The organism is Ureibacillus sp. FSL K6-3587 (assembly GCF_038593165.1).
In the GTDB taxonomy this organism is placed as follows: Bacteria; Bacillota; Bacilli; order Bacillales_A; family Planococcaceae; genus Ureibacillus; species Ureibacillus suwonensis.
Genome location: NZ_CP151969.1, coordinates 2476612 through 2500995 on the forward strand (window position 1 = coordinate 2476612; position 24384 = coordinate 2500995).

The 24384-nt window shown below is 41.3% G+C and carries 26 protein-coding genes and 1 tRNA gene; 22 read left to right on the forward strand and 5 right to left on the reverse strand.

What is annotated here, in order from left to right; all coding sequences use genetic code 11:
* The first annotated feature begins 269 nt into the window (after nucleotides 1-269).
* The 9 genes from NSS77_RS12305 (at nucleotide 270) to NSS77_RS12345 (ending at nucleotide 9892) form a co-directional block, all read left to right on the forward strand.
* On the forward strand, nucleotides 270-1967 hold the full coding sequence (locus tag NSS77_RS12305) for a long-chain-fatty-acid--CoA ligase (RefSeq protein ID WP_342468996.1): 1698 nt from the start codon (nucleotides 270-272) through the stop codon (nucleotides 1965-1967).
* A 90-nt stretch (nucleotides 1968-2057) separates the two neighbouring features.
* The gene (locus NSS77_RS12310) at nucleotides 2058-2642 is read left to right on the forward strand and encodes a TetR/AcrR family transcriptional regulator (RefSeq protein ID WP_342468997.1); all 585 of its coding nucleotides are present in this window, start codon (nucleotides 2058-2060) and stop codon (nucleotides 2640-2642) included.
* A 12-nt stretch (nucleotides 2643-2654) separates the two neighbouring features.
* Nucleotides 2655-3425 (forward strand): enoyl-CoA hydratase, encoded by a 771-nt coding sequence (locus NSS77_RS12315; RefSeq protein ID WP_342468998.1) that lies wholly within the window; start codon nucleotides 2655-2657, stop codon nucleotides 3423-3425.
* A gap of 24 nt (nucleotides 3426-3449) precedes the next feature.
* Nucleotides 3450-4223 (forward strand): electron transfer flavoprotein subunit beta/FixA family protein, encoded by a 774-nt coding sequence (locus tag NSS77_RS12320; protein WP_342468999.1) that lies wholly within the window; start codon nucleotides 3450-3452, stop codon nucleotides 4221-4223.
* A gap of 72 nt (nucleotides 4224-4295) precedes the next feature.
* Nucleotides 4296-5273 (forward strand): electron transfer flavoprotein subunit alpha/FixB family protein, encoded by a 978-nt coding sequence (locus NSS77_RS12325; protein WP_342469000.1) that lies wholly within the window; start codon nucleotides 4296-4298, stop codon nucleotides 5271-5273.
* A gap of 220 nt (nucleotides 5274-5493) precedes the next feature.
* The gene (gene trxA / locus NSS77_RS12330; protein WP_342469001.1) at nucleotides 5494-5808 is read left to right on the forward strand and encodes a thioredoxin; all 315 of its coding nucleotides are present in this window, start codon (nucleotides 5494-5496) and stop codon (nucleotides 5806-5808) included.
* Between the two features lie 460 nt (nucleotides 5809-6268).
* Nucleotides 6269-6406, forward strand: coding sequence for a hypothetical protein (locus NSS77_RS12335; protein ID WP_342468482.1), 138 nt, complete (start codon nucleotides 6269-6271; stop codon nucleotides 6404-6406).
* A gap of 179 nt (nucleotides 6407-6585) precedes the next feature.
* Nucleotides 6586-8373: an excinuclease ABC subunit UvrC gene (gene uvrC / locus NSS77_RS12340; RefSeq protein WP_342469002.1), complete on the forward strand. Its 1788-nt coding sequence runs from the start codon at nucleotides 6586-6588 to the stop codon at nucleotides 8371-8373.
* A gap of 292 nt (nucleotides 8374-8665) precedes the next feature.
* Entirely contained in the window at nucleotides 8666-9892 is a 1227-nt protein-coding gene (locus NSS77_RS12345) for an aspartate kinase (RefSeq protein ID WP_342469003.1), read from the forward strand.
* Between the two features lie 27 nt (nucleotides 9893-9919).
* Here NSS77_RS12345 and NSS77_RS12350 read toward each other — a convergent pair whose 3' ends face one another.
* A complete protein-coding gene (locus NSS77_RS12350; protein WP_342469004.1) occupies nucleotides 9920-10336 on the reverse strand; it encodes a YslB family protein in 417 nt (138 codons plus the stop codon).
* 293 nt (nucleotides 10337-10629) lie between these two features.
* On the opposite strand from NSS77_RS12350, the gene NSS77_RS12355 reads away from it, so the two are divergent.
* The 11 genes from NSS77_RS12355 to NSS77_RS12405 all read left to right on the forward strand — a co-directional run bounded on the left by NSS77_RS12355 (nucleotide 10630) and on the right by NSS77_RS12405 (nucleotide 18768).
* Complete coding sequence (locus NSS77_RS12355; RefSeq protein ID WP_342469005.1) at nucleotides 10630-11235, forward strand: succinate dehydrogenase cytochrome b558 subunit; 606 nt, start codon at nucleotides 10630-10632, stop codon at nucleotides 11233-11235.
* Nucleotides 11236-11281: 46 nt separating this feature from the next.
* Complete coding sequence (gene sdhA, locus NSS77_RS12360) at nucleotides 11282-13042, forward strand: succinate dehydrogenase flavoprotein subunit (protein WP_342469006.1); 1761 nt, start codon at nucleotides 11282-11284, stop codon at nucleotides 13040-13042.
* A gap of 2 nt (nucleotides 13043-13044) precedes the next feature.
* Nucleotides 13045-13827, forward strand: a complete 783-nt coding sequence (gene sdhB / locus NSS77_RS12365) for a succinate dehydrogenase iron-sulfur subunit (RefSeq protein ID WP_342469007.1) — start codon at nucleotides 13045-13047, stop codon at nucleotides 13825-13827.
* Between the two features lie 250 nt (nucleotides 13828-14077).
* Nucleotides 14078-14524: a thioesterase family protein gene (locus NSS77_RS12370; RefSeq protein WP_342469008.1), complete on the forward strand. Its 447-nt coding sequence runs from the start codon at nucleotides 14078-14080 to the stop codon at nucleotides 14522-14524.
* Nucleotides 14525-14595: 71 nt separating this feature from the next.
* Nucleotides 14596-14817: a LuxR C-terminal-related transcriptional regulator gene (locus NSS77_RS12375; RefSeq protein WP_016837203.1), complete on the forward strand. Its 222-nt coding sequence runs from the start codon at nucleotides 14596-14598 to the stop codon at nucleotides 14815-14817.
* 260 nt (nucleotides 14818-15077) lie between these two features.
* The gene (gene racE / locus NSS77_RS12380) at nucleotides 15078-15875 is read left to right on the forward strand and encodes a glutamate racemase (RefSeq protein WP_342469009.1); all 798 of its coding nucleotides are present in this window, start codon (nucleotides 15078-15080) and stop codon (nucleotides 15873-15875) included.
* Between the two features lie 249 nt (nucleotides 15876-16124).
* On the forward strand, nucleotides 16125-16880 hold the full coding sequence (gene rph / locus NSS77_RS12385; protein WP_342469010.1) for a ribonuclease PH: 756 nt from the start codon (nucleotides 16125-16127) through the stop codon (nucleotides 16878-16880).
* On the forward strand, nucleotides 16877-17470 hold the full coding sequence (locus NSS77_RS12390) for an XTP/dITP diphosphatase (protein WP_342469011.1): 594 nt from the start codon (nucleotides 16877-16879) through the stop codon (nucleotides 17468-17470). The genes rph and NSS77_RS12390 overlap by 4 nt, the downstream gene beginning before the upstream one ends.
* 94 nt (nucleotides 17471-17564) lie before the next feature.
* Nucleotides 17565-17894, forward strand: a complete 330-nt coding sequence (locus NSS77_RS12395; RefSeq protein WP_342469012.1) for a zinc ribbon domain-containing protein YjdM — start codon at nucleotides 17565-17567, stop codon at nucleotides 17892-17894.
* 191 nt (nucleotides 17895-18085) lie between these two features.
* The gene (locus tag NSS77_RS12400) at nucleotides 18086-18589 is read left to right on the forward strand and encodes a metallophosphoesterase (protein WP_342469013.1); all 504 of its coding nucleotides are present in this window, start codon (nucleotides 18086-18088) and stop codon (nucleotides 18587-18589) included.
* A gap of 105 nt (nucleotides 18590-18694) precedes the next feature.
* Nucleotides 18695-18768, forward strand: a tRNA-Arg gene (locus NSS77_RS12405).
* A 139-nt stretch (nucleotides 18769-18907) separates the two neighbouring features.
* Here the strand turns inward: NSS77_RS12405 and NSS77_RS12410 are convergent.
* The 3 genes from NSS77_RS12410 to NSS77_RS12420 form a co-directional block, all read right to left on the reverse strand.
* Nucleotides 18908-19585 carry a DUF3169 family protein gene (locus tag NSS77_RS12410; protein ID WP_342469014.1) on the reverse strand — a complete coding sequence of 226 codons (678 nt, stop codon included), beginning with the start codon at nucleotides 19583-19585 and terminating at the stop codon, nucleotides 18908-18910.
* Nucleotides 19582-19788 carry a helix-turn-helix transcriptional regulator gene (locus NSS77_RS12415; protein ID WP_342469015.1) on the reverse strand — a complete coding sequence of 69 codons (207 nt, stop codon included), beginning with the start codon at nucleotides 19786-19788 and terminating at the stop codon, nucleotides 19582-19584. The genes NSS77_RS12410 and NSS77_RS12415 overlap by 4 nt, the downstream gene beginning before the upstream one ends.
* A 355-nt stretch (nucleotides 19789-20143) precedes the next feature.
* A complete protein-coding gene (locus NSS77_RS12420) occupies nucleotides 20144-20350 on the reverse strand; it encodes a DUF4177 domain-containing protein (RefSeq protein WP_342469016.1) in 207 nt (68 codons plus the stop codon).
* A 737-nt stretch (nucleotides 20351-21087) separates the two neighbouring features.
* On the opposite strand from NSS77_RS12420, the gene NSS77_RS12425 reads away from it, so the two are divergent.
* Nucleotides 21088-22524 (forward strand): DDE-type integrase/transposase/recombinase, encoded by a 1437-nt coding sequence (locus NSS77_RS12425; RefSeq protein ID WP_340714312.1) that lies wholly within the window; start codon nucleotides 21088-21090, stop codon nucleotides 22522-22524.
* Nucleotides 22525-22958: 434 nt separating this feature from the next.
* Here the strand turns inward: NSS77_RS12425 and NSS77_RS12430 are convergent, their stop codons facing one another.
* Entirely contained in the window at nucleotides 22959-23513 is a 555-nt protein-coding gene (locus NSS77_RS12430) for a DJ-1/PfpI family protein (protein ID WP_342471275.1), read from the reverse strand.
* Nucleotides 23514-23762: 249 nt separating this feature from the next.
* Here NSS77_RS12430 and NSS77_RS12435 point away from each other — a divergent pair, with 249 nt between their 5' ends.
* Nucleotides 23763-24356 carry a PepSY domain-containing protein gene (locus tag NSS77_RS12435; protein WP_342469017.1) on the forward strand — a complete coding sequence of 198 codons (594 nt, stop codon included), beginning with the start codon at nucleotides 23763-23765 and terminating at the stop codon, nucleotides 24354-24356.
* The last annotated feature ends 28 nt before the right edge of the window (nucleotides 24357-24384 follow it).

The window sequence follows — 24384 nt, forward strand, 5'->3', positions numbered from 1 at the left end:
TGGTAGAAACGCTGTTCTGCGTTTCTACTATTTTTTTGCTGTTTTTATGCATGTATTTATTATATAAGAATAATAAAACGGTTTATTTTTCGACAATATTCAACATAGAAAATGTTATTAAAATTATTGAATGAAAAAGAAAATAGTAGAATAAATGAGAAAAAGTTTATAATCTCAAAAAAATAGTTTGAAAGAAGAATCTTTTTCCATTATAATAAGTATAACAATTGTAAGAAAATTTTCACTTTTCCATGAAGGGGGATGTGTCGATGTCTGACAAAGTGTGGCTTAAACATTATCCTGCTGATATACCACATACATTGGAGTATGAAGAAATTCCCGTTCAAACATTTCTGACGCGGGCCTACGAAAAAAATCCAAAAAAAGTTGCAATCCATTTTATGGGAAGGGAATTGGATTATCAGGAACTGTATGAATCGGCACTAAAATTCGCCAACTACCTGCGTTCGATAGGGGTTGAAAAGGGAGACCGGGTGGCAATTATGTTGCCGAACTGTCCGCAAGCGGTGATTGGCTATTATGGCGTCTTATATGCAGGGGGAATTGTTGTTCAAACGAATCCGCTTTATACGGAAAGGGAATTGGAATATCAGATGCAGGATTCGGAAGCGAAAGTGATTTTGGCATTGGATATTTTATATCCGAGAATCATGAAAGTGAAAAATCAGACCAAAATTGAAAACGTTATCATTACCGGTATCAAGGATTACCTACCTTTTCCGAAAAATCTTGTCTATCCGTTCATTCAAAAGAAACAATATGGGTTCAGCGTCAAAGTGGAGCATCAAGGACATACGCACTTATTTACTGAAATCATGCGAATTGAAGAACCGGCTCCGATCGATGTGCCTTTCGATTTTGAGGAGGATTTGGCGCTTCTTCAATATACCGGTGGAACGACCGGCGTGCCAAAAGGGGTTATGTTGACCCATAAAAACTTGATTGCCAATGCAATGATGTGTGACGCATGGCTATACAAATGTGAAGAAGGGAAAGAAACGGTACTGGGATTGCTTCCGTTTTTCCATGTTTATGGTATGACGACGGTGCTGATTTTGACCATCATGAAAGGAAACAAGATGGTCCTGCTTCCGAAATTTGATGTCGAGCAAGTATTAAAAACCATTGATAAGCAAAAACCTACCCTATTCCCGGGAGCTCCGACGATGTATATCGGGCTGTTAAACCATCCGGATCTGAAAAAATACGACTTATCTTCCATTAACGCATGTATCAGCGGTTCTGCTCCTCTACCTGTGGAAGTGCAGGAAAAGTTTGAAGAAGTGACGGGCGGAAAACTTGTCGAAGGATACGGTTTGACAGAAACATCACCGGTGACCCATGCAAACTTTATTTGGGATAAACGGGTGGTTGGATCCATCGGCGTACCTTGGCCGGACACGGATGCGGTGATCATGAACCCGGAAGAAAACAAAATTTTGCCGCCGGGGGAAATAGGGGAAATCGCAATTCGGGGTCCGCAAGTCATGAAAGGCTATTGGAAACGTCCGGAAGAAACCGCAAAGTCTTTCGCAGACGGTTGGTTCTTGACGGGGGATTTGGGCTATATGGATGAAGAAGGTTTCTTCTATGTAGTGGACCGCAAAAAAGACATCATTATTGCGGGCGGATATAACATTTATCCACGGGAAGTGGAAGAAGTATTATATGAACATGAAGCTGTTCAGGAATGTGTTGTTGTAGGGGTGCCGGATCCGTACAGGGGAGAAACGGTGAAAGCATATATTGTATTAAAAGAAGGAAAAACGGTGTCGAAAGATGAATTAAATAAACATTGCCGTCAAAACTTAGCCGCCTATAAAGTGCCGCGCATTTATGAATTCAGGGATTCCCTGCCGAAAACTGCGGTGGGCAAGATTTTAAGACGGACATTGGTTGAAGAGGAGAAGAAAAAACAACAGGCAAAAGAGCTTCAGGCAAATTAATTTTTATTGACAGAAAGTTCATGAAATTATAATATGAAAATATGAATGAATAATCATTCATATTTTCGTATTTTTTTGGTGGTGAACTTCATGAACCGAGATAAACCGAAATATATGCAAATCATTGATGCTGCGGTTATTGCAATTGCCGAAAATGGTTACCATCAAACGCAAATTTCGAAAATTGCGAAACAAGCAGGTGTCGCAGACGGGACTATTTACCTGTATTTCAAAAATAAAGAGGATATTTTGATTTCTCTGTTTAAAGAGAAAATGAGCGTTTTTATTGATAATTTGAAAGACATCATAAAAACGGAATCCAGCGCTACTGAAAAACTGTCAAAAATGATAGATAACCATTTCAACGTCCTTGCCAATGATCATCATCTTGCCACAGTCACCCAATTGGAATTGCGCCAGTCGAATAAGGAACTAAGATTAAAAATTAATGCCATTTTAAAAGAATATTTGAACCTTCTCGATAATATATTGATAGAAGGCATGATGAATGGCGAGTTCAATCCGGCGATGGATGTGAGGGTGGCAAGGCAAATGGTATTCGGTACCATTGATGAAACCATCACATCCTGGGTGATGAATGAATTTAGATACAACCTCTTGGATAATGCATCAAAAGTTAAGCATTTGTTGTTGAATGGAATAAAAAATAAATAAAGGAGTGTCACCATGGAATTTCTAAGCTGGAAAGCAGAAGACGGAGTAGCGATTGTAACGATTAATCGCCCACCCGCAAATGCGCTTGCACAACAATTGATTCGTGAATTGGACGAATTGTTGAATGAAATTGAGCAAAATGACGATGTACGCGCCGTTTTGCTTCATGGCGAAGGGCGTTTCTTCTCGGCGGGAGCTGATATTAAAGAATTTACAGAGTTATCTTCCCCTGACCAGGCAGTAAAACTTGCCGAAAATGGACAAGGGGTGTTCAATCGCCTAGAATCTTTCCCGAAACCGGTGATTGCGGCAATTCATGGGGCTGCTTTAGGCGGCGGACTGGAACTTGCGATGAGCTGCCATATCCGCTATGTTGCCGAAGATGCGAAGTTGGGTCTTCCTGAACTGAACCTTGGCATTATTCCTGGATTTGGCGGAACTCAAAGACTGCCGCGTTATGTTGGAGCTGCAAAAGCGGCGGAAATGATTTTTACCGGAGAGCCGATTTCAGGAGTGGAAGCTGTACAATGGGGACTTGCCAACAAAGCGGTACCGCAGGAAGAGCTGTTGCCGAAAGCTTTGGAATTGGCGAAAAAGATTGCCAAAAAGAGCCCGGTATCATTGAAATCCGCCATTCATGCATTGCAGTTCAATAGAGCCTCTTTTGATGACGGCCTCAAAGCGGAGGCGGAACAATTCGGGGTTGTCTTCCAATCAGAAGACGCAAAAGAAGGCATTCAAGCATTCATTGAAAAACGCCAACCAACATTCAGTGGAAAATAATCGACTTATTAGGAGGTTTTATACATGAATATTTTCGTATTAATGAAACGCACTTTCGATACAGAAGAAAAAATCGTAATTCAGGATGGAAAAATCCAGGAAGATGGTGCTGAATTCATTATCAACCCATATGATGAATATGCCATTGAAGAAGCGATTCAAGTGAGAGATCAGCACGGCGGAAAAGTGACTGTGATTTCCATCGGCAATGAGGAAGCGGAAAAACAACTGCGTACAGCCCTTGCGATGGGAGCGGATGAAGCGGTTTTAATCAACACGGAGGATGATGTGGAAGAGCTGGACCATAGCGGTGCGGCTTATATTCTCGCAGAATATTTAAAAGATAAAGAGCCTGACTTGATTTTGGCCGGAAATGTGGCAATTGATGGCGGTTCCGGTCAAACAGGTCCGAGAGTTGCGGATTTGCTTGGCATCAATTACGTGACAACGATTACAAAATTGGAAATTGACGGAGAAAACGTGAAAATCGTCCGTGACGTTGAAGGGGATTCCGAAATCATTGAAACGAGCCTTCCTCTATTAGTGACGGCACAACAAGGGTTGAATGAACCAAGATATCCTTCTTTGCCTGGTATCATGAAAGCGAAGAAAAAACCGCTTGAAGAGTTGGAATTGGACGATTTGGACATTGATGAAGATGATGTGGAAACAAAAATCGAGACAGTGGAAGTATTCTTGCCTCCGCAAAAATCCGCCGGCCGCATTTTGCAGGGCGAACTAAAAGACCAAGTGAAAGAATTAGTAAACTTACTTCATTCAGAAGCAAAAGTGATTTAACAACTATTAAATGATCCGAAGAAATGAAGCGTCATAGAATAAATCGATTCGTACAGTAATGGAGGGAGTACAATGTCAAAGAAAATATTAGTATTAGGTGAAGTTCGTGACGGGGCACTGCGCAACGTTTCTTTTGAAGCAATCGCAGCAGCGAAACAAATTGCGGATGGCGGCGAAGTGGTTGGCGCCCTATTAGGCCACCAGGTGACAGATCTTGCAAATGAATTGATCGCATACGGTGCTGACCGGGTAATCGTTGTAGAGCATCCTCATTTGAAAACATACACTTCAGACGGTTTCAGCCAAGGATTGCTTGCCATTATTGAACAAGAAAAACCGGAAGGAATCGTCATCGGACACACGGCTTTAGGAAAAGACTTGGCGCCAAAAGTGGCTTCCCGCCTTCAATCAGCATTAATTTCCGATGTGACTGTAATTGAAGGGGCCGGCGATGATGCGCTGTTCGTCCGTCCGATTTACTCCGGAAAAGCCTTTGAAAAAGTAAAAATCAAAGAAGGACTTGTATTTGTCACAGTTCGTCCTAACAATATCGCGCCACTCGAAAAAGATGCGGGCCGCACAGGAAATGTTGAGTCCCTTTCTGTTGATATCAAAAACTTGCGCACAATCGTAAAAGAAGTTGTCCGCAATGCAACAACAGGAGTGGATTTGACTGAGGCGAAAGTCATCGTTTCAGGCGGCCGCGGTGTAAAATCTGCGGAAGGATTCAAACCATTGAAAGAACTTGCGGACTTGTTGGGCGGTGCTGTCGGAGCTTCCCGCGGTGCTTGTGACGCAGGATATTGCGATTACGCGATGCAAATTGGACAAACAGGTAAAGTGGTGACACCGGATTTATATATTGCTTGCGGTATTTCCGGCGCAATCCAGCACTTGGCTGGTATGTCCAACTCCAAAGTCATTGTTGCCATCAACAAAGATCCGGAAGCTAATATCTTCAAAGTGGCAGATTACGGAATTGTCGGAGACTTGTTTGAAGTGGTTCCTTTATTAATTGAAGAAGTGAAAGCATTGAAAGTGAATTCATAATCCCGGGAAACGGTAAGTTCCTGTATCGCCACATCTCAATTGTTTGAGATGTGGTTGTTTTTTGTTGTATGATAAAAATCATCAATGGACAACTTTGTTATGAAATTAAGAAAATTTGCATTTGCAACTAAGAGTTTCAAGTTCTTGAAACTCTTTACTACACTTTGAATTTTTGACATGCTATACTACATAAAGATGTTACATTAAGGAGGCATTTTAAATGGCAATTGTACATGCTACTGATCAAAACTTCGCACAAGAAATTTCTTCCGGCTTGGTATTGGTGGATTTCTGGGCAACTTGGTGCGGACCTTGCAAAATGATTGCTCCAGTTTTGGAAGAACTTGATGCTGAAATGGGCTCTGAAGTGAAAATCGTAAAAGTCGATGTGGACAATAATCCGGCAACAGCTGCAGAATACCAAATCATGTCCATTCCATCATTATTATTATTCAAAGATGGCCAATTGGTTGCTAAAACAGTTGGATTCCAGCCAAAAGAAGCTTTGGTTGAGTTCATCAATAACAATAAATAATGTTCTTAAAGAGCACATGGATATGTGCTCTTTTTTTAGTGCGCCTGGCATGGGTGTAATCTATAGGGTGTAAGTCCCGAACTGTGAAGGCAGAAGTAACAGTTAGCTTAACGCAAGGGTGTCCGTGGTGACGCGGAATCTGAAGGAAGCGAGCGGCAAACTTCCGGTCTGAGGAACACGAACTTCATATAAGGCTAGGTATCATTGGATGAGTTTGCTAAACAAAACAAAGTCCTTTCTGCCAAAGGTGGTACAGAGTAAATGAAGCAGATAGATGGAAGGAAAGATTACATTCTTACCCGGGGAGGTCTGGCGGATAGGTGAAATACTCTTCATAACCTACTTAGTGATCAGTAGCTGAACCGTCAGAAGTCAGCAGAGGTCATAGTATTAGTTGGTTTAGAACTACTAAGAAGGACCGAACAATGAAGAGAGAATAGCCCTTGGCATTCAGTGAGTCATGATGAACACAGAAAACGTAGTACCTCACTTGAGGAAGGAAGCGGTGAATCCCGTGGGAGACCTCTTGGAGGGTGGAGTGACCACTGGCATAAAGAGAACAGCTATTCACGGAAGTTATAAAAACTTGCGTCAATGATCTTAATTGAACCGCCGTATACGGAACCGTACGTACGGTGGTGTGAGAGGGCGGGAGTTAATCGCTCCCTCCTACTCGATTACTCACAGTTTCCGCAGAGAAAACTTCTCGCTTTTTGCATACATATATCCATATAATATAGTTAGTAAGCAGGTTGATAAAATGCAGGGTGATACTTCATGAATGAAACAATTCAAAATAAACTGGCGCTTTTGCCGGAGCTGCCCGGATGCTATTTGATGAAAGATAGGCAGGGAACGGTGATATATGTAGGAAAAGCAAAAATTTTAAAAAACAGGGTCCGTTCCTATTTTACCGGCTCCCACGACGGAAAAACGCAGCTTTTGGTAAGTGAAATAGAGGATTTTGAATATATCGTGACCTCCAGTGATTTGGAGGCTTTGATATTGGAACTCAACTTGATCAAACAATATGACCCGAAATATAACGTGATGCTGAAGGATGATAAAAGTTATCCTTACATAAAAATTACGAATGAAAAATATCCGCGAATCATTACGACGAGAAAAGTCAAAAAAGACAAAGCAAAATATTTTGGGCCATATCCAAATGTATCTGCGGCAAATGAAACAAAGAAACTGCTCAACCGCATCTATCCATTGAGAAAATGCAACCGCATGCCGGACCGGGTTTGCTTGTATTATCATATGGGACAATGTTTGGCTCCATGTGTAAAAGAGATTGATCCGAAAATTTATGAAGAGATGACCAATGAAATTGTGCGATTTTTGAATGGCGGCCATGAAGAAGTGAAAAAAGAATTGGAGAAAAAGATGGTGGAGGCTGCGGAAAAGCTTGAATTTGAACGGGCGAAAGAATATCGGGACCAAATCCAAAATATCGAAGCGGTCATGGAAAAACAGAAAATTGTGTCAGGCGATCAAACCAACCGCGACGTATTTGGTTATGCCGTCGATAAAGGCTGGATGTGCGTGCAAGTCTTTTTCGTCCGCCAAGGCAAGCTGATTGAGCGGGATGTATCGCTATTCCCGATATACCGGGATCCGGAAGAGGAATTTTTAACCTATGTCGGCCGTTTTTATGATACGGAACACATCAAGCCGAAGGAAATTTTAATACCGGATCATATTGATAAAGCGATTTTGGAAGAATTATTACATGTGAAAGTCATAGTGCCAAAACGGGGCCAAAAAAAAGAGTTGGTGGAGCTGGCAAACAAGAACGCGACACTTGCCATCCAGGAAAAATTCCAATTGATCGAGCGGCAGGAAGAACGTACCATCGGCGCCTGCCAACAATTGGGCGAAGCGCTCAATATTGCAACCCCATATCGCATCGAAGCTTTTGACAACAGTCATCTGCATGGTGCGGATCCGGTCAGCGCAATGGTCGTATTTATTGATGGAAAGCCGGCAAAGAAAGAATACCGCAAATATAAATTGAGGGAAGCTGCAAAACATGACGACTATGGCGCAATGCAGGAAGTCATCCGCAGGCGTTACACCCGTGTATTGAGGGATCATTTGCCGCTTCCGGATTTGATCATCATCGACGGTGGAAAAGGGCAGATGGAGGTTGCCCGGGAAGTGTTGGAAGATGAACTGGGATTGTCCATTCCCATCGCCGGTCTTGCAAAGGATGATAAGCATCGCACTTCAGAGCTCTTATTCGGGGATCCGCCCGTTTCCATTCCTTTGAAAAAAACGAGCGACGCCTTTTACTTGCTTCAGCGCATACAGGATGAAGTCCACCGCTTCGCCATCACGTTTTTAAGACAGCAGCATCAAACGAACGCTTTCCGCTCGGTTCTCGACGAAATCGAAGGCGTGGGTCCAAAGCGGAAAAAGCAATTATTGCATCATTTCGGCTCCGTGAAAAAAATCAAAGAAGCATCTGTTGAAGAATTGATGGAAGCAAAGATGCCCAAAGCGGTTGCGGAATCCATCTATCAACATTTCCATGGAGACACATTGTCAAAGCAATAACTGTATGATATTGTAAGTTTGAAAAGTTGAAATGTTCAGATAGTAATGGGAGCTTCATGGGCAACCGGCAGGAGAAGCGGGATTTCCGAGGTGCTATGGAATTGCACGTTCCGGTTGAATCTGTTTTTATCAAAGCAATATTTGACAGTCAGAATCCTGATGGTTCTGAGGAGCTATCTCAAAAAGGGGAATTGAGGCAGCTTTTCACCACCCTTGTGAAGAGTTGCTTTTTTCTTTCGTCATAGAAACATTGGAACTTCGCTTGGCTAGTGAAATTAAGGGGAGTGTAGCGATGATTAACATTGTAGTGAAATTGAAAGAAAAGAATTTGTCTACGCCTGAACAAATTGGAGAAACAGCAAAAAGGCTGATTGAAGAAAAAAAATTTGGCCGCAATGTGGTGGCGGTGGTCCCTTCAACGGAATTGATCAACGGCAGTTTGGAAAAAATCGCCTTTTCATTATCCGATTCCCCAACGGAAAGGGAATTGGATGCCATCCATTCCACAAATGCCCAAATCGCCGCCAGCTTGTTGTCCATCGCCATTCAAAAAAGGGGGTTTAGAGCCCATTCCCTCAATGGTTGGCAACTTGGGGTGCGAACAACGAAAAAAACGGCAGGTCATGCCCGAATCGAAGAACTTAACGGGGATGTCATCATCGAACGGTTCAAAAAAGGTGAAATTGTGGTTGTAGCAGGTGGACAAGGGGTCGATGAGGAAAATGACATCACCTTGCTTGGCGATGGAGGATCAGATACAACTGCGGTAGCGGTGGCAAAAAGCATCGGTGCAGATCGGGTTGAAATTTATACGGAACTTGACGGAGTGTATACAGGAGATCCAAGCACCATTCAGCGGGCACGCAAACTGAAAGACATCACATATGATGAGATGTTGGAACTGTCTTATTTGGGTTCCAAAGTCGTTCACCCGAGAGCAGTGGAGTTGGCAAAAAAATTTGAGATACCAATCGTTGTCCGCTCGAGTACAAAAAATGTCCGAGGTACATTGATTAAGGGAGAGATCGAAATGGAGAAAAATTTAATCGTTCGTGGCGTTGCATATGAGACTGACATCATCCGTTTTACAGTCGGCTATGAATCTTTGGAAAAATCTTCCCTTGCGAATTTGTTCAATACACTGGCGAAACATCATGTGAATGTGGACATAATCGTTCAGTCCGTTATGAGCGAAGTGAAGCCGACAATCTCTTTTTCAATTGCAAAAGAAGATTTGGCGAATGCGGTGAAAGTTCTTGAAGATCATAAAGAAGAACTCGGCTTCCAATTTGCGGATTTCGAAGTCGGTTTGGCAAAAGTGTCCATCGTCGGTTCGGGCATGGTTTCCAATCCGGGGGTGGCTGCAAGAATGTTTGCCCGTTTATGCAAAGAAAATATACCTGTGAAAATGGTTTCCACTTCCGAGATCAAAGTTTCCGTTGTTGTGCCTCAGGATGATATGATCCGCGCCGCCAACGCATTGCATGAAGAGTTCGGCCTTGCCGAGGAATTGGTGTGAAATAAAAAAGGGGGGCGAAATTGCCCCTCACTCTTTCGTTTTTTCTTTCAAATCCATTTTTACAGTAAAGAAAACTTGATGCTGGTTTTCCTTTTTTTCTTCAAAGCATTCCGTCAAAAAGCCTTTGAAATTTTGGATCTGTTCAGCGATAAAGCCGGCTTCCAAGCGGAAATTCCGCTCTTTGATCTTTAACTGCTCCGGATCATTCGTTAAGCGGAAAACGAATCCGTCTTTCGTTTCTTTTTCAAGGGTGAGGTCGCCCCATCCCGCATCTTTAAAGAAGGAAATGATCAAAGGGATATCGGTGCACGGGAATTTGCGGGCCAAATCTTTGCCTGCCCAATAAAGAATATCTTTTTCATGTTTTCCCAGGATGGATGGCAATAAATAATCCCTGATCAGTTCGTAACCGAAATAAGGGAATGTGTCTCTAGTTGCTGTCATATACCAAGAACCTCTTTCTTCACATTTTTTTCTTTTTTTGTGAGATTATTGAAATATCGAAAAATAGAGAAAAATGTCACTTTAGAGAAAAACAGTCAATTTTATAGAAAATTTTGAAAAATTTTTACTTAGATAAATATTCGCAACGAACCTTGACGGTAATAGTTCATGGGGGTACAATGAACTTGTCATAATATTGTACCATTATGAGTAATACAGTCAATGCATAAAGCGTTTACAATTTGTGACGACTTATTGACTACTTATTTTTATCATTTAAGGGGGTATCAGTCTTGGCAAAAAATGAGTTTTACTGGCGCCGACTACATTCTTTACTTGGTGTTATTCCTGTAGGGCTATTCTTGATCTTCCACTTAAGTGCAAACTTTACAGCAACAAGTGGAGCAGAAGCTTACAACAATTTCGTAGCAGGAATGGACAAAGTTCCTCTACTAATCGTTATTGAATGGATTGTGATTTACATTCCGATCTTATTCCATGGTTTATATGGAATTTTTATCGCCTTTACAGCAACACCAAACAACAAGCGCTTCAGTACATTCCGTAACTGGATGTTCTTATTGCAACGTATTACAGGCGTGTTCCTAGTGATTTTCATCGCTTGGCACGTATTCCAAACTCGCGTCCAAAAAGCTTTAGGTGCGGAAGTTGGATTTGACATGATGCATGATATCGTTGCAAATCCATGGATGTTAGGATTTTACATTGTGGGTATCCTTTCAGCTACATTGCACTTATCCAACGGTTTATGGGCATTCTGTGTAAGCTGGGGTATTACACAATCACCACATTCCCAAAAAGTATTCTCATGGCTATCTATGATATTCTTTGTAATCATCAGCATTATCGGTGTATCTGCAATTCTAGCATTCGCTTAATCACTAAATAGAACATCCAAACAGAAAAGAGGAGTGAGAAAAGATCATGGCTAAAAAGAAATTAATCGTTGTTGGAGGCGGCTTGGCTGGTCTAATGGCAACGATGAAAGCAGCCGAATTGGGTACTGAAGTAGAATTATTCTCATTAGTTCCTGTTAAACGTTCACACTCAGTATGTGCGCAAGGCGGAATTAATGGTGCAGTAAATACAAAAGGTGAAGGGGATTCTCCATGGATCCACTTTGACGATACAATTTACGGTGGGGACTTCTTAGCAAACCAACCACCAGTTAAAGCGATGTGTGAAGCAGCACCTGGTATCATTCACATGTTCGACCGTATGGGAGTTATGTTCAACCGTACTCCTGAAGGTTTACTTGACTTCCGTCGTTTCGGTGGTACATTGCATCACCGTACTGCATTCGCAGGTGCAACAACAGGTCAACAATTGCTTTACGCTCTTGATGAACAAGTTCGCCGCTACGAAGTGGAAGGTTTAGTAACAAAATATGAACACTGGGAATTCCTTGGTATCGTTCTTGACGATGAAGGAGTTTGCCGTGGTATCGTAGCGCAAGATTTGAAAACTTCCGAAATCAAATCATTCCGCTCTGATGCAGTAGTTATGGCAACAGGTGGTCCTGGTATCATCTTCGGTAAATCAACAAACTCTGTCATCAACACTGGTTCAGCAGCGTCTATCGTATATCAACAAGGTGCATCATATGCGAACGGTGAGTTCATCCAAATTCACCCAACTGCGATTCCTGGTGACGACAAAAACCGTCTAATGAGTGAATCTGCCCGCGGTGAAGGTGGACGTATCTGGACATATAAAGATGGTAAACCTTGGTACTTCTTAGAGGAAAAATATCCTAAATATGGTAACTTAGTACCTCGTGACATCGCAACTCGTGAAATTTTCGATGTTTGCGTAAACCAAAAATTAGGTATCAATGGTGAAAACATCGTATACCTTGACTTGTCTCACAAAGATCCGCATGAACTTGACGTTAAACTCGGCGGTATCATTGAAATTTACGAAAAATTCGTTGGTGACGACCCACGTAAAGTACCAATGAAAATCTTCCCTGCAGTTCACTACTCAATGGGTGGATTATGGGTTGACTACGATCAAATGACTGAAATTCCTGGTCTATTTGCTGCCGGAGAATGTGACTACAGTCAACACGGTGCAAACCGTTTAGGCGCGAACTCCTTGCTTTCTGCGATTTACGGCGGTATGGTTGCCGGACCTAACGCAGTTAAATACATGGAAGGCTTGAGAAGACATGCGGACGATCTGCCACAATCTCTATATGATCAATATGAAAAACAAGAGCAGCAAAAATGGGATAACATCCTAAATATGGATAAAGGAAATGAAAACGCATACTTGCTTCATAAAGAACTAGGCGAATTGATGACAGACAACGTAACAGTTGTACGTTATAATGACCGCCTACAAAAAACATATGACACACTTGGTGATATGTTGGAACGTTGGGAAAATATCAACATCCACGACACTCAAAAGTGGAGCAACCAAGGCGCACACTTCACTCGTCAATTGAAAAACATGTTGTATCTTGCACGAGTAATCACAAAAGGTGCTTTATTGCGTAACGAATCACGCGGTGCGCACTATAAACCGGAATTCCCAGAACGTGACGATGAAAACTTCTTGAAAACAACAATGGCGAAATTCGATCCATCTACTGGAGAGCCAATCATTACTTATCAAGATGTGGACGTATCATTAATTCCACCTCGTAAACGTGACTACTCTTCGAAAGGGGATAATTAATCATGAGTACACAACAAGTGGAAAGTGGAAAAAAAGTAAGATTTAAAATTTTACGTCAAGATAATCCAAATGGTGCGAGCCGCTGGGAAGAATTTGATGTACCATATCGCCCAGGCATGAACGTGATTTCGGCATTAATGTATATTCGTCAAAATCCAGTAACTGCTGATGGAAAACAAACAACACCAGTTACTTGGGATATGAACTGCCTCGAAGAAGTTTGTGGTGCATGTTCGATGGTGATTAATGGTCGTCCACGTCAATCCTGCTCTGCGTTGGTCGATCAACTTGAACAACCAATTCGCCTTGAACCAATGAAAACTTTCCCAGTTGTGCGTGACTTGCAAGTTGACCGTAGCCGTATGTTCAATGCGTTGAAAAAAGTTAAAGCGTGGATTCCAATTGACGGATCTTACGACTTGGGTGAAGGTCCACGTATGCCTGAACGTAAACGTCAATGGGCATATGAATTATCAAAATGCATGACTTGCGGTGTTTGTTTCGAAGCTTGTCCAAATGTTTCCGAGAAATCCAGCTTCATTGGTCCGGCTCCGCTTTCTCAAGTGCGTCTGTTCAACACACATCCAACAGGTGCGATGAACAAAGACGAACGTTTGGATGCAATCATGGGTGAAGGTGGACTAGCAAACTGCGGTAACTCTCAAAACTGTGTTGCTGCATGTCCTAAAGGTATTCCTTTAACAACATCCATTGCTTCTCTAAACAGAGCGACAACTGTTCACATGTTCCGCAAATTCTTCGGTTCCGACCACATGGTAGACTAATACAAAAAAACGCAGCCAATTCGATTTCGGATTGGCTGTTTTTTTTTGAAAAATGGATGACCAATTTTAAAGAGTTTGCATACTATAGTAAGCGATTTGATTGCAGAGGGGCTGCAATATCGAATTCCCCCCTACTTTTCCCCACCCCTTTCAACCTTTCAACACGGTTCGACATTTTCATTCATTTCGATGTTCAAACAACTATTGTATAATCATAATTGTTATATGAATAAAATAAGGGGATGGGAATATGAAAGAAGCTTATATTGACGATTTACAACAATGGGAGAAAGAATTTAAATTTTACACTGAAGAAATAGTCCGGTTTGGTGATGTAGACATGTATGGCCATTTGAACAATGTGGTGCCTTTTTCTTATTTTGAACATGCCCGCATTGAGTATTTCAAATGGCTGAACATCAAAAGCAATTGGGGTTCGCAAGATGAACAATTGATCCCCGTTGCAGCGGATTTGCAATGCGATTATTTGAAGCAGGTCTATTACGAAGAGAAATTGAGGGTTTATGTGAAAACAGCCCGTTTGGGGAATTCATCCATAGATCTTCATTATATGGTAAAAAATGAAAAAGATGAAATTGTATTAACGGGAAGAGGGGCTTTGGTGCAAATCAATAAGGAAACAGGAAGACCTGCCCCATGGACTGAGGAACAAAAGGCAATATTAATTGGGAAATAGTGAAAATGCCCTCACAGCATTACCCCTCCTGACATACTTTACATAGAGAGGAGATAGGAGGGTGTTGCCTTATGAGTAGCCCGCAGCATCGTTCGCTACTAACGAAAAGAGAGCGGGAAATATTCCAATTATTAATTTTGGATTATTCCACAAAAGAAATATCCCAGAAATTGGGTATCAGTGAAAAAACAGTGAGAAATCATATTTCGAACACAATCCAAAAGCTGGGAGTTTCCAGCAGGTCACAGGCACTGATCGAGTTGTTAAGGCTAGACGAATTATCATTGCACTAAAAAAATTTTGCGATTCAGTTCATCATATCTGTATTCCTTTTCAAAATAACAGCCGTTTTTGCATCCACATTCTTTTTTATGTTTAAGCTGTGCATGTTTCGGGCAAATTAGCATTGATGATCATGGCATTCAGTTGAAAAGATTGTCTCCTCCTATTTCTTTGTATATAATAAAGAATCGTTGAACGAAGTAAAGAATTAATCCAAAATAGAATAGATATGAATTGACATACAAATGAAATAGGATAGAGGCGGTAACAAGTGAATGCCCCGATAGGCGTTATTGATTCAGGAGTTGGCGGCTTAACGGTTGCAAAACAGATCATCAAAGCTTTACCTAATGAAACAATCTATTATATTGGAGATACTGCAAGGTGCCCTTATGGCCCACGAAGAAAGGAAGAGGTTCTCAAATTTACGCTGCAATTGGCAAGAGCATTGGAAAAGAAACATATTAAAATGCTCGTCGTCGCATGTAATACGGCAACAGCGGTTGCATTGGACGCGTTAAGGGAACAGCTTTCGATTCCGGTAGTGGGCGTCATCAATGCAGGAGCCCGGGCAGCGGTGAAAAAAACACGGCGCAATGAAATTGTCGTACTTGCAACGGAAGGAACCATAAAAAGCGGTGCATATGAACGTGCACTTCTTTCATTAAACACAAAGGCGAAAATCATTCCTCTTGCGTGTCCGACATTTGTGCCGCTTGTGGAAAGCGGAGAATATGAAGGACAGTTTGCATTCGACCTTGTAGCCAATGGATTAAAGCCGCTTGAAAATAAAAGTTTTGATACAGTCATTTTAGGTTGTACCCACTATCCGATGATCCAACATCATATCGAAAAGGTAGTGGGACCCAATGTGACCGTTTTATCTTCAGCGGAAGAAACGGCAAAAGAAGTAAAGGAACTTTTGAACTATCAACATTTGTTTCGAACAGAAAAAAGCAAACCGCATCATATTTTCTATGTGACCGGCTCTGTGCCCATTTTCCGTTCCATCGCTGAAAATTGGCTGGAAATGGAACATCTGGATATCCGAAAAATACATTTAAAATAAAAGCGATATTTTATCCAATCACTTTGAGTCTCATGCGATTCGGTACAGATGCGGCAATAGTATCGGTTGTACCGAATTGCATGAGACATGAAGAAAGCTCGAAAGGTACATTTCGAGCTTTTTTACTTGTAGGGCAGTGCTACAAGCTATAATGAGTGTATGCCTGAAAAGTTTTAAAAATGTGCAATGACTTTTTTCTAAAGGAAAAGTATGTTAATATATGGGCGATTATTTTTAGGAGGAAAGTGCATGAGAGTAGATGGAAGAGAAGTAAACGAATTAAGACCAGTCTCTATAGAAACGGATTATTTGATGCATCCTGAAGGTTCAGTATTGATTCAAGTTGGAAATACAAAAGTGATTTGCACAGCCACATTGGAAGACAAGGTGCCAAGTTTTCTTCGTGGACAAGGGAAAGGCTGGATCACTGCAGAATATTCCATGCTGCCAAGAGCCACACAAGAGCGGACAGTCCGTGAAGCATCCCGGGGGAAAATCGGCGGCCGTACGATGGAAATCCAGCGTTTAATTGGACGGGCACTGCGGGCAGTGGTCGATTTGGAAGCATTGGGGGAAAAAACGATTTGGATAGACTGCGATGTCATTCAAGCGGATGGAGGAACGCGTACGGCTTCCATTACAGGTGCATTTGTTGCCTTGACACAGGCCATTGCAAAACTTCATAAAGAAACCCCATTTGAAAAGTTCCCTGTGACAGATTTCTTGGCTGCGACAAGTGTAGGTTTCATCGAATCCATCGGTCCTGTGTTGGATTTGAATTATGCGGAAGATTTTGAAGCAATGGTGGATATGAATCTTGTCATGACAGGAAGCGGCCAGTTTGTTGAAATTCAGGGTACCGGGGAGGAAGCGACTTTTTCCCGCGATGAATTGAATGCATTGCTTGATTTGGGGGATAAAGGGATTCGCGAATTGATTGAAATACAAAAATCGGTTCTTGGCGAAGATGCGAAGCTCATTCAAACAGAGGAGTCGGAAGAATGAAACAAGTAGTGATTGCAACAAAAAACAAAGGAAAAGCCAAAGATTTTGAAGCCATTTTCAAACCGCTGAATTACGAGGTCATCACCATGTTGGATATCGCAAACGACATGGAAATAGAAGAGACGGGAACAACCTTTGAGGAAAACGCGGTATTGAAGGCGGAAACGCTCTCAAAAGCCCTTGGAAAACTTGTGATAGCGGATGATAGCGGATTGGAGGTAGACGCCCTGGGAGGCGAACCAGGGGTGTATTCCGCCCGTTACGCGGGGAATCATGACGATGAAGCGAACATTCAAAAAGTGCTCGTGAACTTGGAGGGAGTGCCCGATGAAAAACGCACCGCCCGCTTCGTCTGTGTCATCGCCATCAGCGGACCGGATATCAAAACCAAAACTTTCCGTGGCACTTGTGAAGGGACAATCTTGCACGAAAAACGTGGTTCAAACGGTTTTGGCTATGATCCGATCTTTTACGTACCGGAACTCGGCAAAACCATGGCGGAACTGACTCCGGAACAAAAAGGGGCCATTTCCCACCGCGGAAATGCCATTCGAAAGCTGACAGAGGAATTGCCGAATGTATTGAAATAAGAAACAGGCAGTTTGGTAATTTTTATAAACAATTGAATTCTCCATAAGGATTTATTATATTATTGGTAATGCTGTGAAAATGGAGGAAAAGGAAATGATACCAAACTGTCCAAAATGCAATTCGGAATATACCTATGAAGATGGAAATTTGTTTATTTGTCCTGAATGCGCCCATGAATGGAGCGGGGATGAACAAACAGAAGAAGATGGACTGATCGTAAAAGATGCTTACGGCAATATCTTGCAGGATGGCGATACGTTGACCATCATTAAAGATTTGAAGGTAAAGGGGAGTTCATCCACATTAAAAATCGGGACAAAGGTGAAAAACATCCGATTGGTGGAAGGCGACCACAACATCGACTGCAAAATTGACGGCTTTGGCGCCATGAAACTGAAATCCGAATTTGTGAAAAAAGCGTAAGAAAAGGGGCACAAGCGGCCTCTTTTTTGTTTGGGACAAGACGATGTATATTTCTTCAGGCATTTGCATAAATTTCAATCAGAACGGCTAAGAAATTTTGAATGAACCTTTTACATTTATAGAAAAATTTATTAATATTTTATGTAGTTAGAGGATTTTTTCGTGAAAAGCAACCAATAAGGGTGAATCCGATGAAAATATTAGTAATGAGCGATACCCACGGAGATGCAGAAATTATTCAAACGGTAAAAAGCCGCCATCCTGAGGCGGATGTGGTCATTCATTGCGGAGACAGCGAACTGGATTACGATCATCCGTATTTGGAAGGGATCAAACGGGTTCGCGGAAATTGCGACCGGGACAAACGCTTCCCGGATGAAGAGCTGTTTGAAGTGGAAGGGAAAAAGATTTTTGTGACTCACGGCCATTTATTCAATGTGAAGTCCACCGTGATGAATTTGTTTTATCGCGCAAAAGAAGTGGAAGCCGATGCGGTTTTTTTTGGCCATTCACACGTGCTGGGGGCAGAGCTGATAGACAATGCCTTGTTTGTAAACCCGGGCAGTTTGTTGAAGCCGCGGGGAATGGATAAAAAGAGTTACGCGGTGATTGATTGCAAGGAGAATGTTTGGAGAGTCACCGCTTATACAGATCAAGGCGAAGAAATTTTTCAACAGAAATTTCAGTTGGAATAATTGGAGAAAAATGTAGTGTGAAAATCAGGGAAAAAATAAAAAAATCCGTTGACATTTTCACACTACACTAATATAATAAGTATTGTCCTTTGGAAAACGAAATATGTCTCAGTAGCTCAGCTGGATAGAGCAACGGCCTTCTAAGCCGTCGGTCGGGGGTTCGAATCCCTCCTGGGACGCTAGAAAAAAGCTTGCAAATGTTGATTTATCAATGTTTGCAAGCTTTTTCTTTTTCAAAATGTCCTGTTGAAAAAATTTATTACACATATATTACACAAATAATAGCTTCTAACTACTTAATAAAAGCAGAAGGAGATCCTATTTCAACTTACCCGGTTTTAAACTGATTGTATAGCTCACTTGAATTAGCATTAATAATGCACCAATACCAATGATACCGACTAGCTGTGAGTTACCTGTAAACACAGAATAAAACATGAGACCAAATGCTAAAATCACAAGACCCCAAATGACCAATTGGTATAGATGAAATAAACCTTTTAACATGACATATTTTTCACCATCATCAAATTGTTCAAAATATTCTTCATGATAATTTTTTGATTGAGGATCGGGAAACATAAAATTGGGATTTGTAATTTTCACAATCTTTTCACTTGGAATAAAGCTCGCAATTGAAACAACCATCAGTATAGCGCTTGCGAACACAATTACTGGTTGAGAATCTCTTAATAGTAAAAATCCTATCAGAAGAGCCGTAAAGGAAATGGACATTGCTATTTGAATATAAGTTGCAGCAGTATAAGCTTTCCTTTCCAATGACACTTGATGACTATCTTCCTCTTCCATGCTGACTTCCATCAAGCTCCCTTGTTCCGCTTTCCATATATTCAAACGTGCCAATATTAAACAGAAGATCACAGCCAAGTTGGAAACGATTAATATATTTCCCTCAAATGATTGCATCTTTAATCCGGACAACAACTCATATATTCCATATAAAAAAATCGCAATATACAGAATCAATAATTTCATGACAGTTCCTCCTCACTAAAAATAAATACATTTTCAATTGGTTCATTAAATACCTTTGCAATTCTGACAGCAATCAATAATGAAGGCATATATTCATTTCTTTCGATTAAACTTACTGTTTGTCTGGAGATTCTGGCCCTTTTCGCTAACTCCGTTTGAGTGAGGCCATCTCTTGCCCGTAATTCTTTGAGACGGGTTTTCATTTTATCACCTCGAATCAATTGTAAATGATATTTGTCGTCTTGACAAATATATTAGTCAAAATGAAAAACATCCATTGCAAAAAACATTAGAATTTCATTTGGATTTTTCTGTTTTTTCATTTGTCCTCCATTTAATAAATGTGGCCTGCTCCATTGAAGTAACCGAGGGGAATGTGTGTTTTATTTTATTGGCCGGGTCGTCAAAATCATTATATGATTAGTGCAGTATGATCAAGTGCCAAAGCTCAGTTTTCTCCCGGAACGCTAGAAAAAGCCCTACAACCACAACAGTTGTAAGGCTTTTTGCTGTACCCATAGTGAAACTTCAACATTTTTCCCCGAAATCATTCCTTGATTATTTCTGACGCTTAAAGACAAAAGTGTAGTAATCTACATAAATGCTGTCCACTTGATTTTGGTCATTTGTCGTGTTGGTATATTCTGGGACGATGTTGACCAATTCCCAACCTTCACCTCCATATTCATTTAGCATGGTTTCAACATTGCTTTCTCCCTCCAAGCTCATAGGACGGGTTTCCACTTTGTATTCCCAATTTGCCATATCCAACACCTCCAATTTTTTATATTCGACAAACGCCGACAATCCCCTACAAAAAAATATGACAAAAAAATAAACATAATGGGCATACTTCACGATCAGGAATCTTCGACTGAGTCCCCTCAAGCTCCGGTCGGGGGAATTGAATTCACAAAAAAGAGGCTGGGACAAAAGATAAAAAACACCATTTTCTCCCGGGAGAAAATGGTGTTTTTTTGATAATTGAAGAAAATTGATTTCCGTTCCGGGGACGCTTTCCGCGGGCCCGGCTCGAGCCTCCTCGGAGCTCAATCCTTCGCTCCTGCGGGGTCTCGAGAGGGCTCGTCGCAGGAAAGCTTTTGCTTTGCGACTAAGCGTGCGCGACAGAAACTCGCCCCGTCACTCCAATCAATTTATTACAAAAAATCTTTTTGCAGCTCGTTCACTTTATTAGTTATGTCCCAGCCTCATTAAAAAAGGAAGAATGCATCCTTTGCAATCTCTTAAAATATAAACAGGATGAGCACGGTAGCAGCTATGCCTGCATAAAACCAGAATGAATTCTCCTTCATGCAATCAGTAAATTTTTTCATTTCATCCCCTCCCTTTAGCATAATCGTATTGTCAAAAATTACTTAATAAAACTTACGTTTTTGTTGATATAACTAGTTTTATATAAAAAAAACTTGCCACCCCCTTAAAATTAGGGTATTTATGAGGTAACCACACACTCAAAAATCCCTAATAAAGGAAGTGACAAGTTGTTACCTCAATTATTAACCTATTTGCTTGAATATATCAAGTACCAAGATCAAATGATTCGAACATTACTTACCCTTCTGATTGGAAAAAACATGTTTGATAAGCCAACTGAAAAGCCTGTCAATAAGCCTTATCAAAAACTCCAGGTGGATGAGCTGCCAATCATTGAAACTCTACAAAAGCTCGATTATCAAATTCTTCTCAAAGAATATTTGGAGAAGAACGGGAAACCTCTCAAACCTGTTCAGAGGCGTTCCAATTCAAAAGGTAAAGTACCTTCATCCATGAAATGTCCAAGGTGTGGTGCTCCGTCAGATTATCTTTATGCCAATAACGGAGGTAAAGGACAGTATCAATGCAAGGTGTGTGCGTGTCTGTTTAATAAAAAGAATCAATATGCCAAGGAGGCTATACTAAAATGTCCACACTGTTCGAAAACACTCGAGAAGATCAAGGAAAGAAAAGATTTTCTCGTATTTAAGTGCAAAAACAATGACTGTCCGTATTACAAAAAGAAACTGCAAGGAATGTCTAAAAAAGAGAAAAAGCAGTTCGAAAAGGATTCTCCGTCTTTTAAAGTTCGATACATATTTCGTCAGTTTCAAATTGATTATCAGCCGTTAGCCAAACATTCACCTAAGAAGCCAAAAGTGGATTTGTCCAGGCTTCATGTGTCACCGCACACATTGGGGCTCATTTTAACCTACCATGTAAACTATGGCTTATCGGCTCGGAAAACAGCTGCACTGATGAAGGATGTTCATGGCGTACCCATCTCTCACCAGAGTATATTGAATTACGAAAACAGCGTAGCACTTCTTCTCAAACCTTATGTGGATCATTATCCTTACGAGCTTTCTGATCAATTCTGCGGAGACGAAACATACATTAAGGTGAATGGTCGTTGGCATTATCTTTTTTTCTTTTTTGATGCGGTAAAGAAAATTATTCTGTCCTACCCTGTTTCTCCAAATCGTGATACGGTATCAGCCATTCGTGCGATTGATGAGGCCTTATGGAAGATGAAAGAGATCCCGGAAGACCTCACCTTTGTCGTAGATGGCAATCCGATTTACCTTTTAGCACAACACTTTTTTGCCCAGCACGGTATTACGTTTGATGTGAAGCAGGTCATTGGACTAACCAACGAAGACCAGGTTTCAACGGAATACAGACCGCTAAAACAAATTATTGAAAGACTGAATCGAACATTTAAGGGCAATTACAGATCGACACACGGATTTGGATCCGATCACGGATCCGTTTCTTATGTGACTTTGTTTGTGGCTTATTTTAATTTCTTGCGGCCACATTCAGCCCTGGAAGGCAAAGTGCCTGTAGTTATTCCAGAGCTAAAAGGACTGCCGAATATGCCTGCACGTTGGACAAAACTGATTGGTTTAGCTCAACAATGGCTAGTAGAGCAAACTGCCTAACTTTTTGTTTAGCAGAGCCCTTACCAGCATCGGCGAAGCGAACTCTTGACAAACCGAACCAGTCAATGGTTTAAAATGGGAATTGGCAAGGGCTTCTTTGGTGTGCCTTCTTTTTGTTCCCTTCGCCCTTGTTGGTTCGAAATCAAACCATTGACGTGTTTGTCAAGAGCGATTGCGGCGGCATTTCCTCTAGTTTCGCTAGATCACATCCCTCCAAAACTAAGTTTTCATAGATTTTTTGACACTACCAGCATAATTATATTCAAGAGTTAATATTATTTCATAATAGAGCCCTGTCCTTTTTCAATCTGATATGAATATATAAAAATTCGGGGTGATTCTTGTAAGATTCGAGAGGGAGAGATAATTTTTTCATAGTATATGGGGAATCGAAATATAAAACCCATCCAATTCAAAATTGGATGGGGGCATTTTTAGCCTTCCAATAACTTAATAAATTCTCTCATCAACCCTGGCAAATCAGGCCAAGCGTGACCGCTTACGAGATTTTGATCTACATGGAGGTTTTTATCGACATACGTACCGCCCGCCGCTTTCACTTCCGGTTTACATGCGATATAAGCTGTCAATTCGCGGCCTTTAATCACTTCCGGAATGGTCGCGAAAATTTGTGCGGCATGGCAAACAGCGGCAATCGGTTTTCCGGCTTCAAAGAAATGTTTGACAATGGATGGCACAGATTCGTTCAATCGGATGTACTCCGGTGCGCGGCCGCCTGGAATAATAAGGCCATCATATTCTTCCGGTTTGATGTTTTCAAATGCCTCATGCGCTTCCAAACCATATGCGGGACGTTCAATGTACGTATCGACACCATCGACAAAATCATGGACAACCGTTTGCAGTTTTTTTGCGGAAGGTGCCGCAATGGTTACATCAAAGCCCGCTTCAAGACAACGATAATAAGGATAATACACCTCAAGCGCTTCTACAGCATCACCAGCAAGAATCAACACTTTTTTGCTCAACATTACCGCCTCCTATCAAACTATGGAATTATTTATAAAATTCACTATCAAACTTAAAAATCCTTCTATCCATAAAAAAATGGGCCGACTTTTTCCCCGTTTGGCAAATTGCCATGTCCACATCCTGTTGGAAGGGCAGGAAAAACATGTGCAGATGGCAAAGAAATTAATGATGAATCAATAGCCGCAGGTATTCTTTTTAAAAAAAGTGCCAATTATATTATGGAAACACTAAAGGAGGTCATATCCATGATAAAAAAATTAATGATGGCAGGGCTTACCCTCATGTTGCTGTCTGCTTGCGGCACAGACACATCAAATGAAAATGATAATGCGATGAATGAAACAGACACAACAACCAATGTCCAAACCAGCACAACGGCGGACACGAATGCAAACGGAGACGTAGATGTGACGAATCCGGCTGTTTCGATGAAAGAGGCAATTGACACATTCTTGGCGAAATATCCGGATGCGAAAATCGAATCCATTGAATTGGATGCCGATTTTGGAAATTTGCGTTATGAGATCGACGGTTTTGATTCTGCAAAAGATTACGATGTAGTAATTGATGCGTCCACAAAAGAAATGAAAGTGGAAGAAGTTGAAGCAAATCATGACAGAGATGAAGCTCTGGATCTTTCAAATATTATTGAGCCGGGAGAAGCCATCGAAAAAGCTTCTGCAAAAGAGGAAGTCAATGGTTTTACCCCTGTCGGTTGGTCTCTTGAGGTGGATGATGGCAGAACACGCTATTCCATCGAATTTAAAAAGGGCCTTTCTGAAATCGATATAAAAGTTGATGCGAAGACGGGTGAAATTATAGAAGTGGATGCAGATTAGCGAGATGAGAGCAGCACCTTCCCGGATA

What these genes read in the sequence shown, in the direction of transcription:
- NSS77_RS12370 (WP_342469008.1), top strand. Translation starts at nt 14,078, where the DNA reads ATGAAAGAAGCTTATATTGACGATTTACAACAATGGGAGAAAGAATTT.
- NSS77_RS12305 (WP_342468996.1), top strand. Translation starts at nt 270, where the DNA reads ATGTCTGACAAAGTGTGGCTTAAACATTATCCTGCTGATATACCACAT.
- NSS77_RS12320 (WP_342468999.1), top strand. Translation starts at nt 3,450, where the DNA reads ATGAATATTTTCGTATTAATGAAACGCACTTTCGATACAGAAGAAAAA.
- trxA (WP_342469001.1), top strand. Translation starts at nt 5,494, where the DNA reads ATGGCAATTGTACATGCTACTGATCAAAACTTCGCACAAGAAATTTCT.
- sdhA (WP_342469006.1), top strand. Translation starts at nt 11,282, where the DNA reads ATGGCTAAAAAGAAATTAATCGTTGTTGGAGGCGGCTTGGCTGGTCTA.
- NSS77_RS12420 (WP_342469016.1), bottom strand. Translation starts at nt 20,350, where the DNA reads ATGGCAAATTGGGAATACAAAGTGGAAACCCGTCCTATGAGCTTGGAG.
- NSS77_RS12325 (WP_342469000.1), top strand. Translation starts at nt 4,296, where the DNA reads ATGTCAAAGAAAATATTAGTATTAGGTGAAGTTCGTGACGGGGCACTG.
- NSS77_RS12390 (WP_342469011.1), top strand. Translation starts at nt 16,877, where the DNA reads ATGAAACAAGTAGTGATTGCAACAAAAAACAAAGGAAAAGCCAAAGAT.
- NSS77_RS12315 (WP_342468998.1), top strand. Translation starts at nt 2,655, where the DNA reads ATGGAATTTCTAAGCTGGAAAGCAGAAGACGGAGTAGCGATTGTAACG.
- NSS77_RS12410 (WP_342469014.1), bottom strand. Translation starts at nt 19,585, where the DNA reads ATGAAATTATTGATTCTGTATATTGCGATTTTTTTATATGGAATATAT.
- NSS77_RS12435 (WP_342469017.1), top strand. Translation starts at nt 23,763, where the DNA reads ATGATAAAAAAATTAATGATGGCAGGGCTTACCCTCATGTTGCTGTCT.
- NSS77_RS12345 (WP_342469003.1), top strand. Translation starts at nt 8,666, where the DNA reads ATGATTAACATTGTAGTGAAATTGAAAGAAAAGAATTTGTCTACGCCT.
- NSS77_RS12400 (WP_342469013.1), top strand. Translation starts at nt 18,086, where the DNA reads ATGAAAATATTAGTAATGAGCGATACCCACGGAGATGCAGAAATTATT.
- rph (WP_342469010.1), top strand. Translation starts at nt 16,125, where the DNA reads ATGAGAGTAGATGGAAGAGAAGTAAACGAATTAAGACCAGTCTCTATA.
- NSS77_RS12310 (WP_342468997.1), top strand. Translation starts at nt 2,058, where the DNA reads ATGAACCGAGATAAACCGAAATATATGCAAATCATTGATGCTGCGGTT.
- uvrC (WP_342469002.1), top strand. Translation starts at nt 6,586, where the DNA reads ATGAATGAAACAATTCAAAATAAACTGGCGCTTTTGCCGGAGCTGCCC.
- NSS77_RS12335 (WP_342468482.1), top strand. Translation starts at nt 6,269, where the DNA reads ATGATGAACACAGAAAACGTAGTACCTCACTTGAGGAAGGAAGCGGTG.
- NSS77_RS12375 (WP_016837203.1), top strand. Translation starts at nt 14,596, where the DNA reads ATGAGTAGCCCGCAGCATCGTTCGCTACTAACGAAAAGAGAGCGGGAA.
- NSS77_RS12350 (WP_342469004.1), bottom strand. Translation starts at nt 10,336, where the DNA reads ATGACAGCAACTAGAGACACATTCCCTTATTTCGGTTACGAACTGATC.
- sdhB (WP_342469007.1), top strand. Translation starts at nt 13,045, where the DNA reads ATGAGTACACAACAAGTGGAAAGTGGAAAAAAAGTAAGATTTAAAATT.
- NSS77_RS12395 (WP_342469012.1), top strand. Translation starts at nt 17,565, where the DNA reads ATGATACCAAACTGTCCAAAATGCAATTCGGAATATACCTATGAAGAT.
- NSS77_RS12415 (WP_342469015.1), bottom strand. Translation starts at nt 19,788, where the DNA reads ATGAAAACCCGTCTCAAAGAATTACGGGCAAGAGATGGCCTCACTCAA.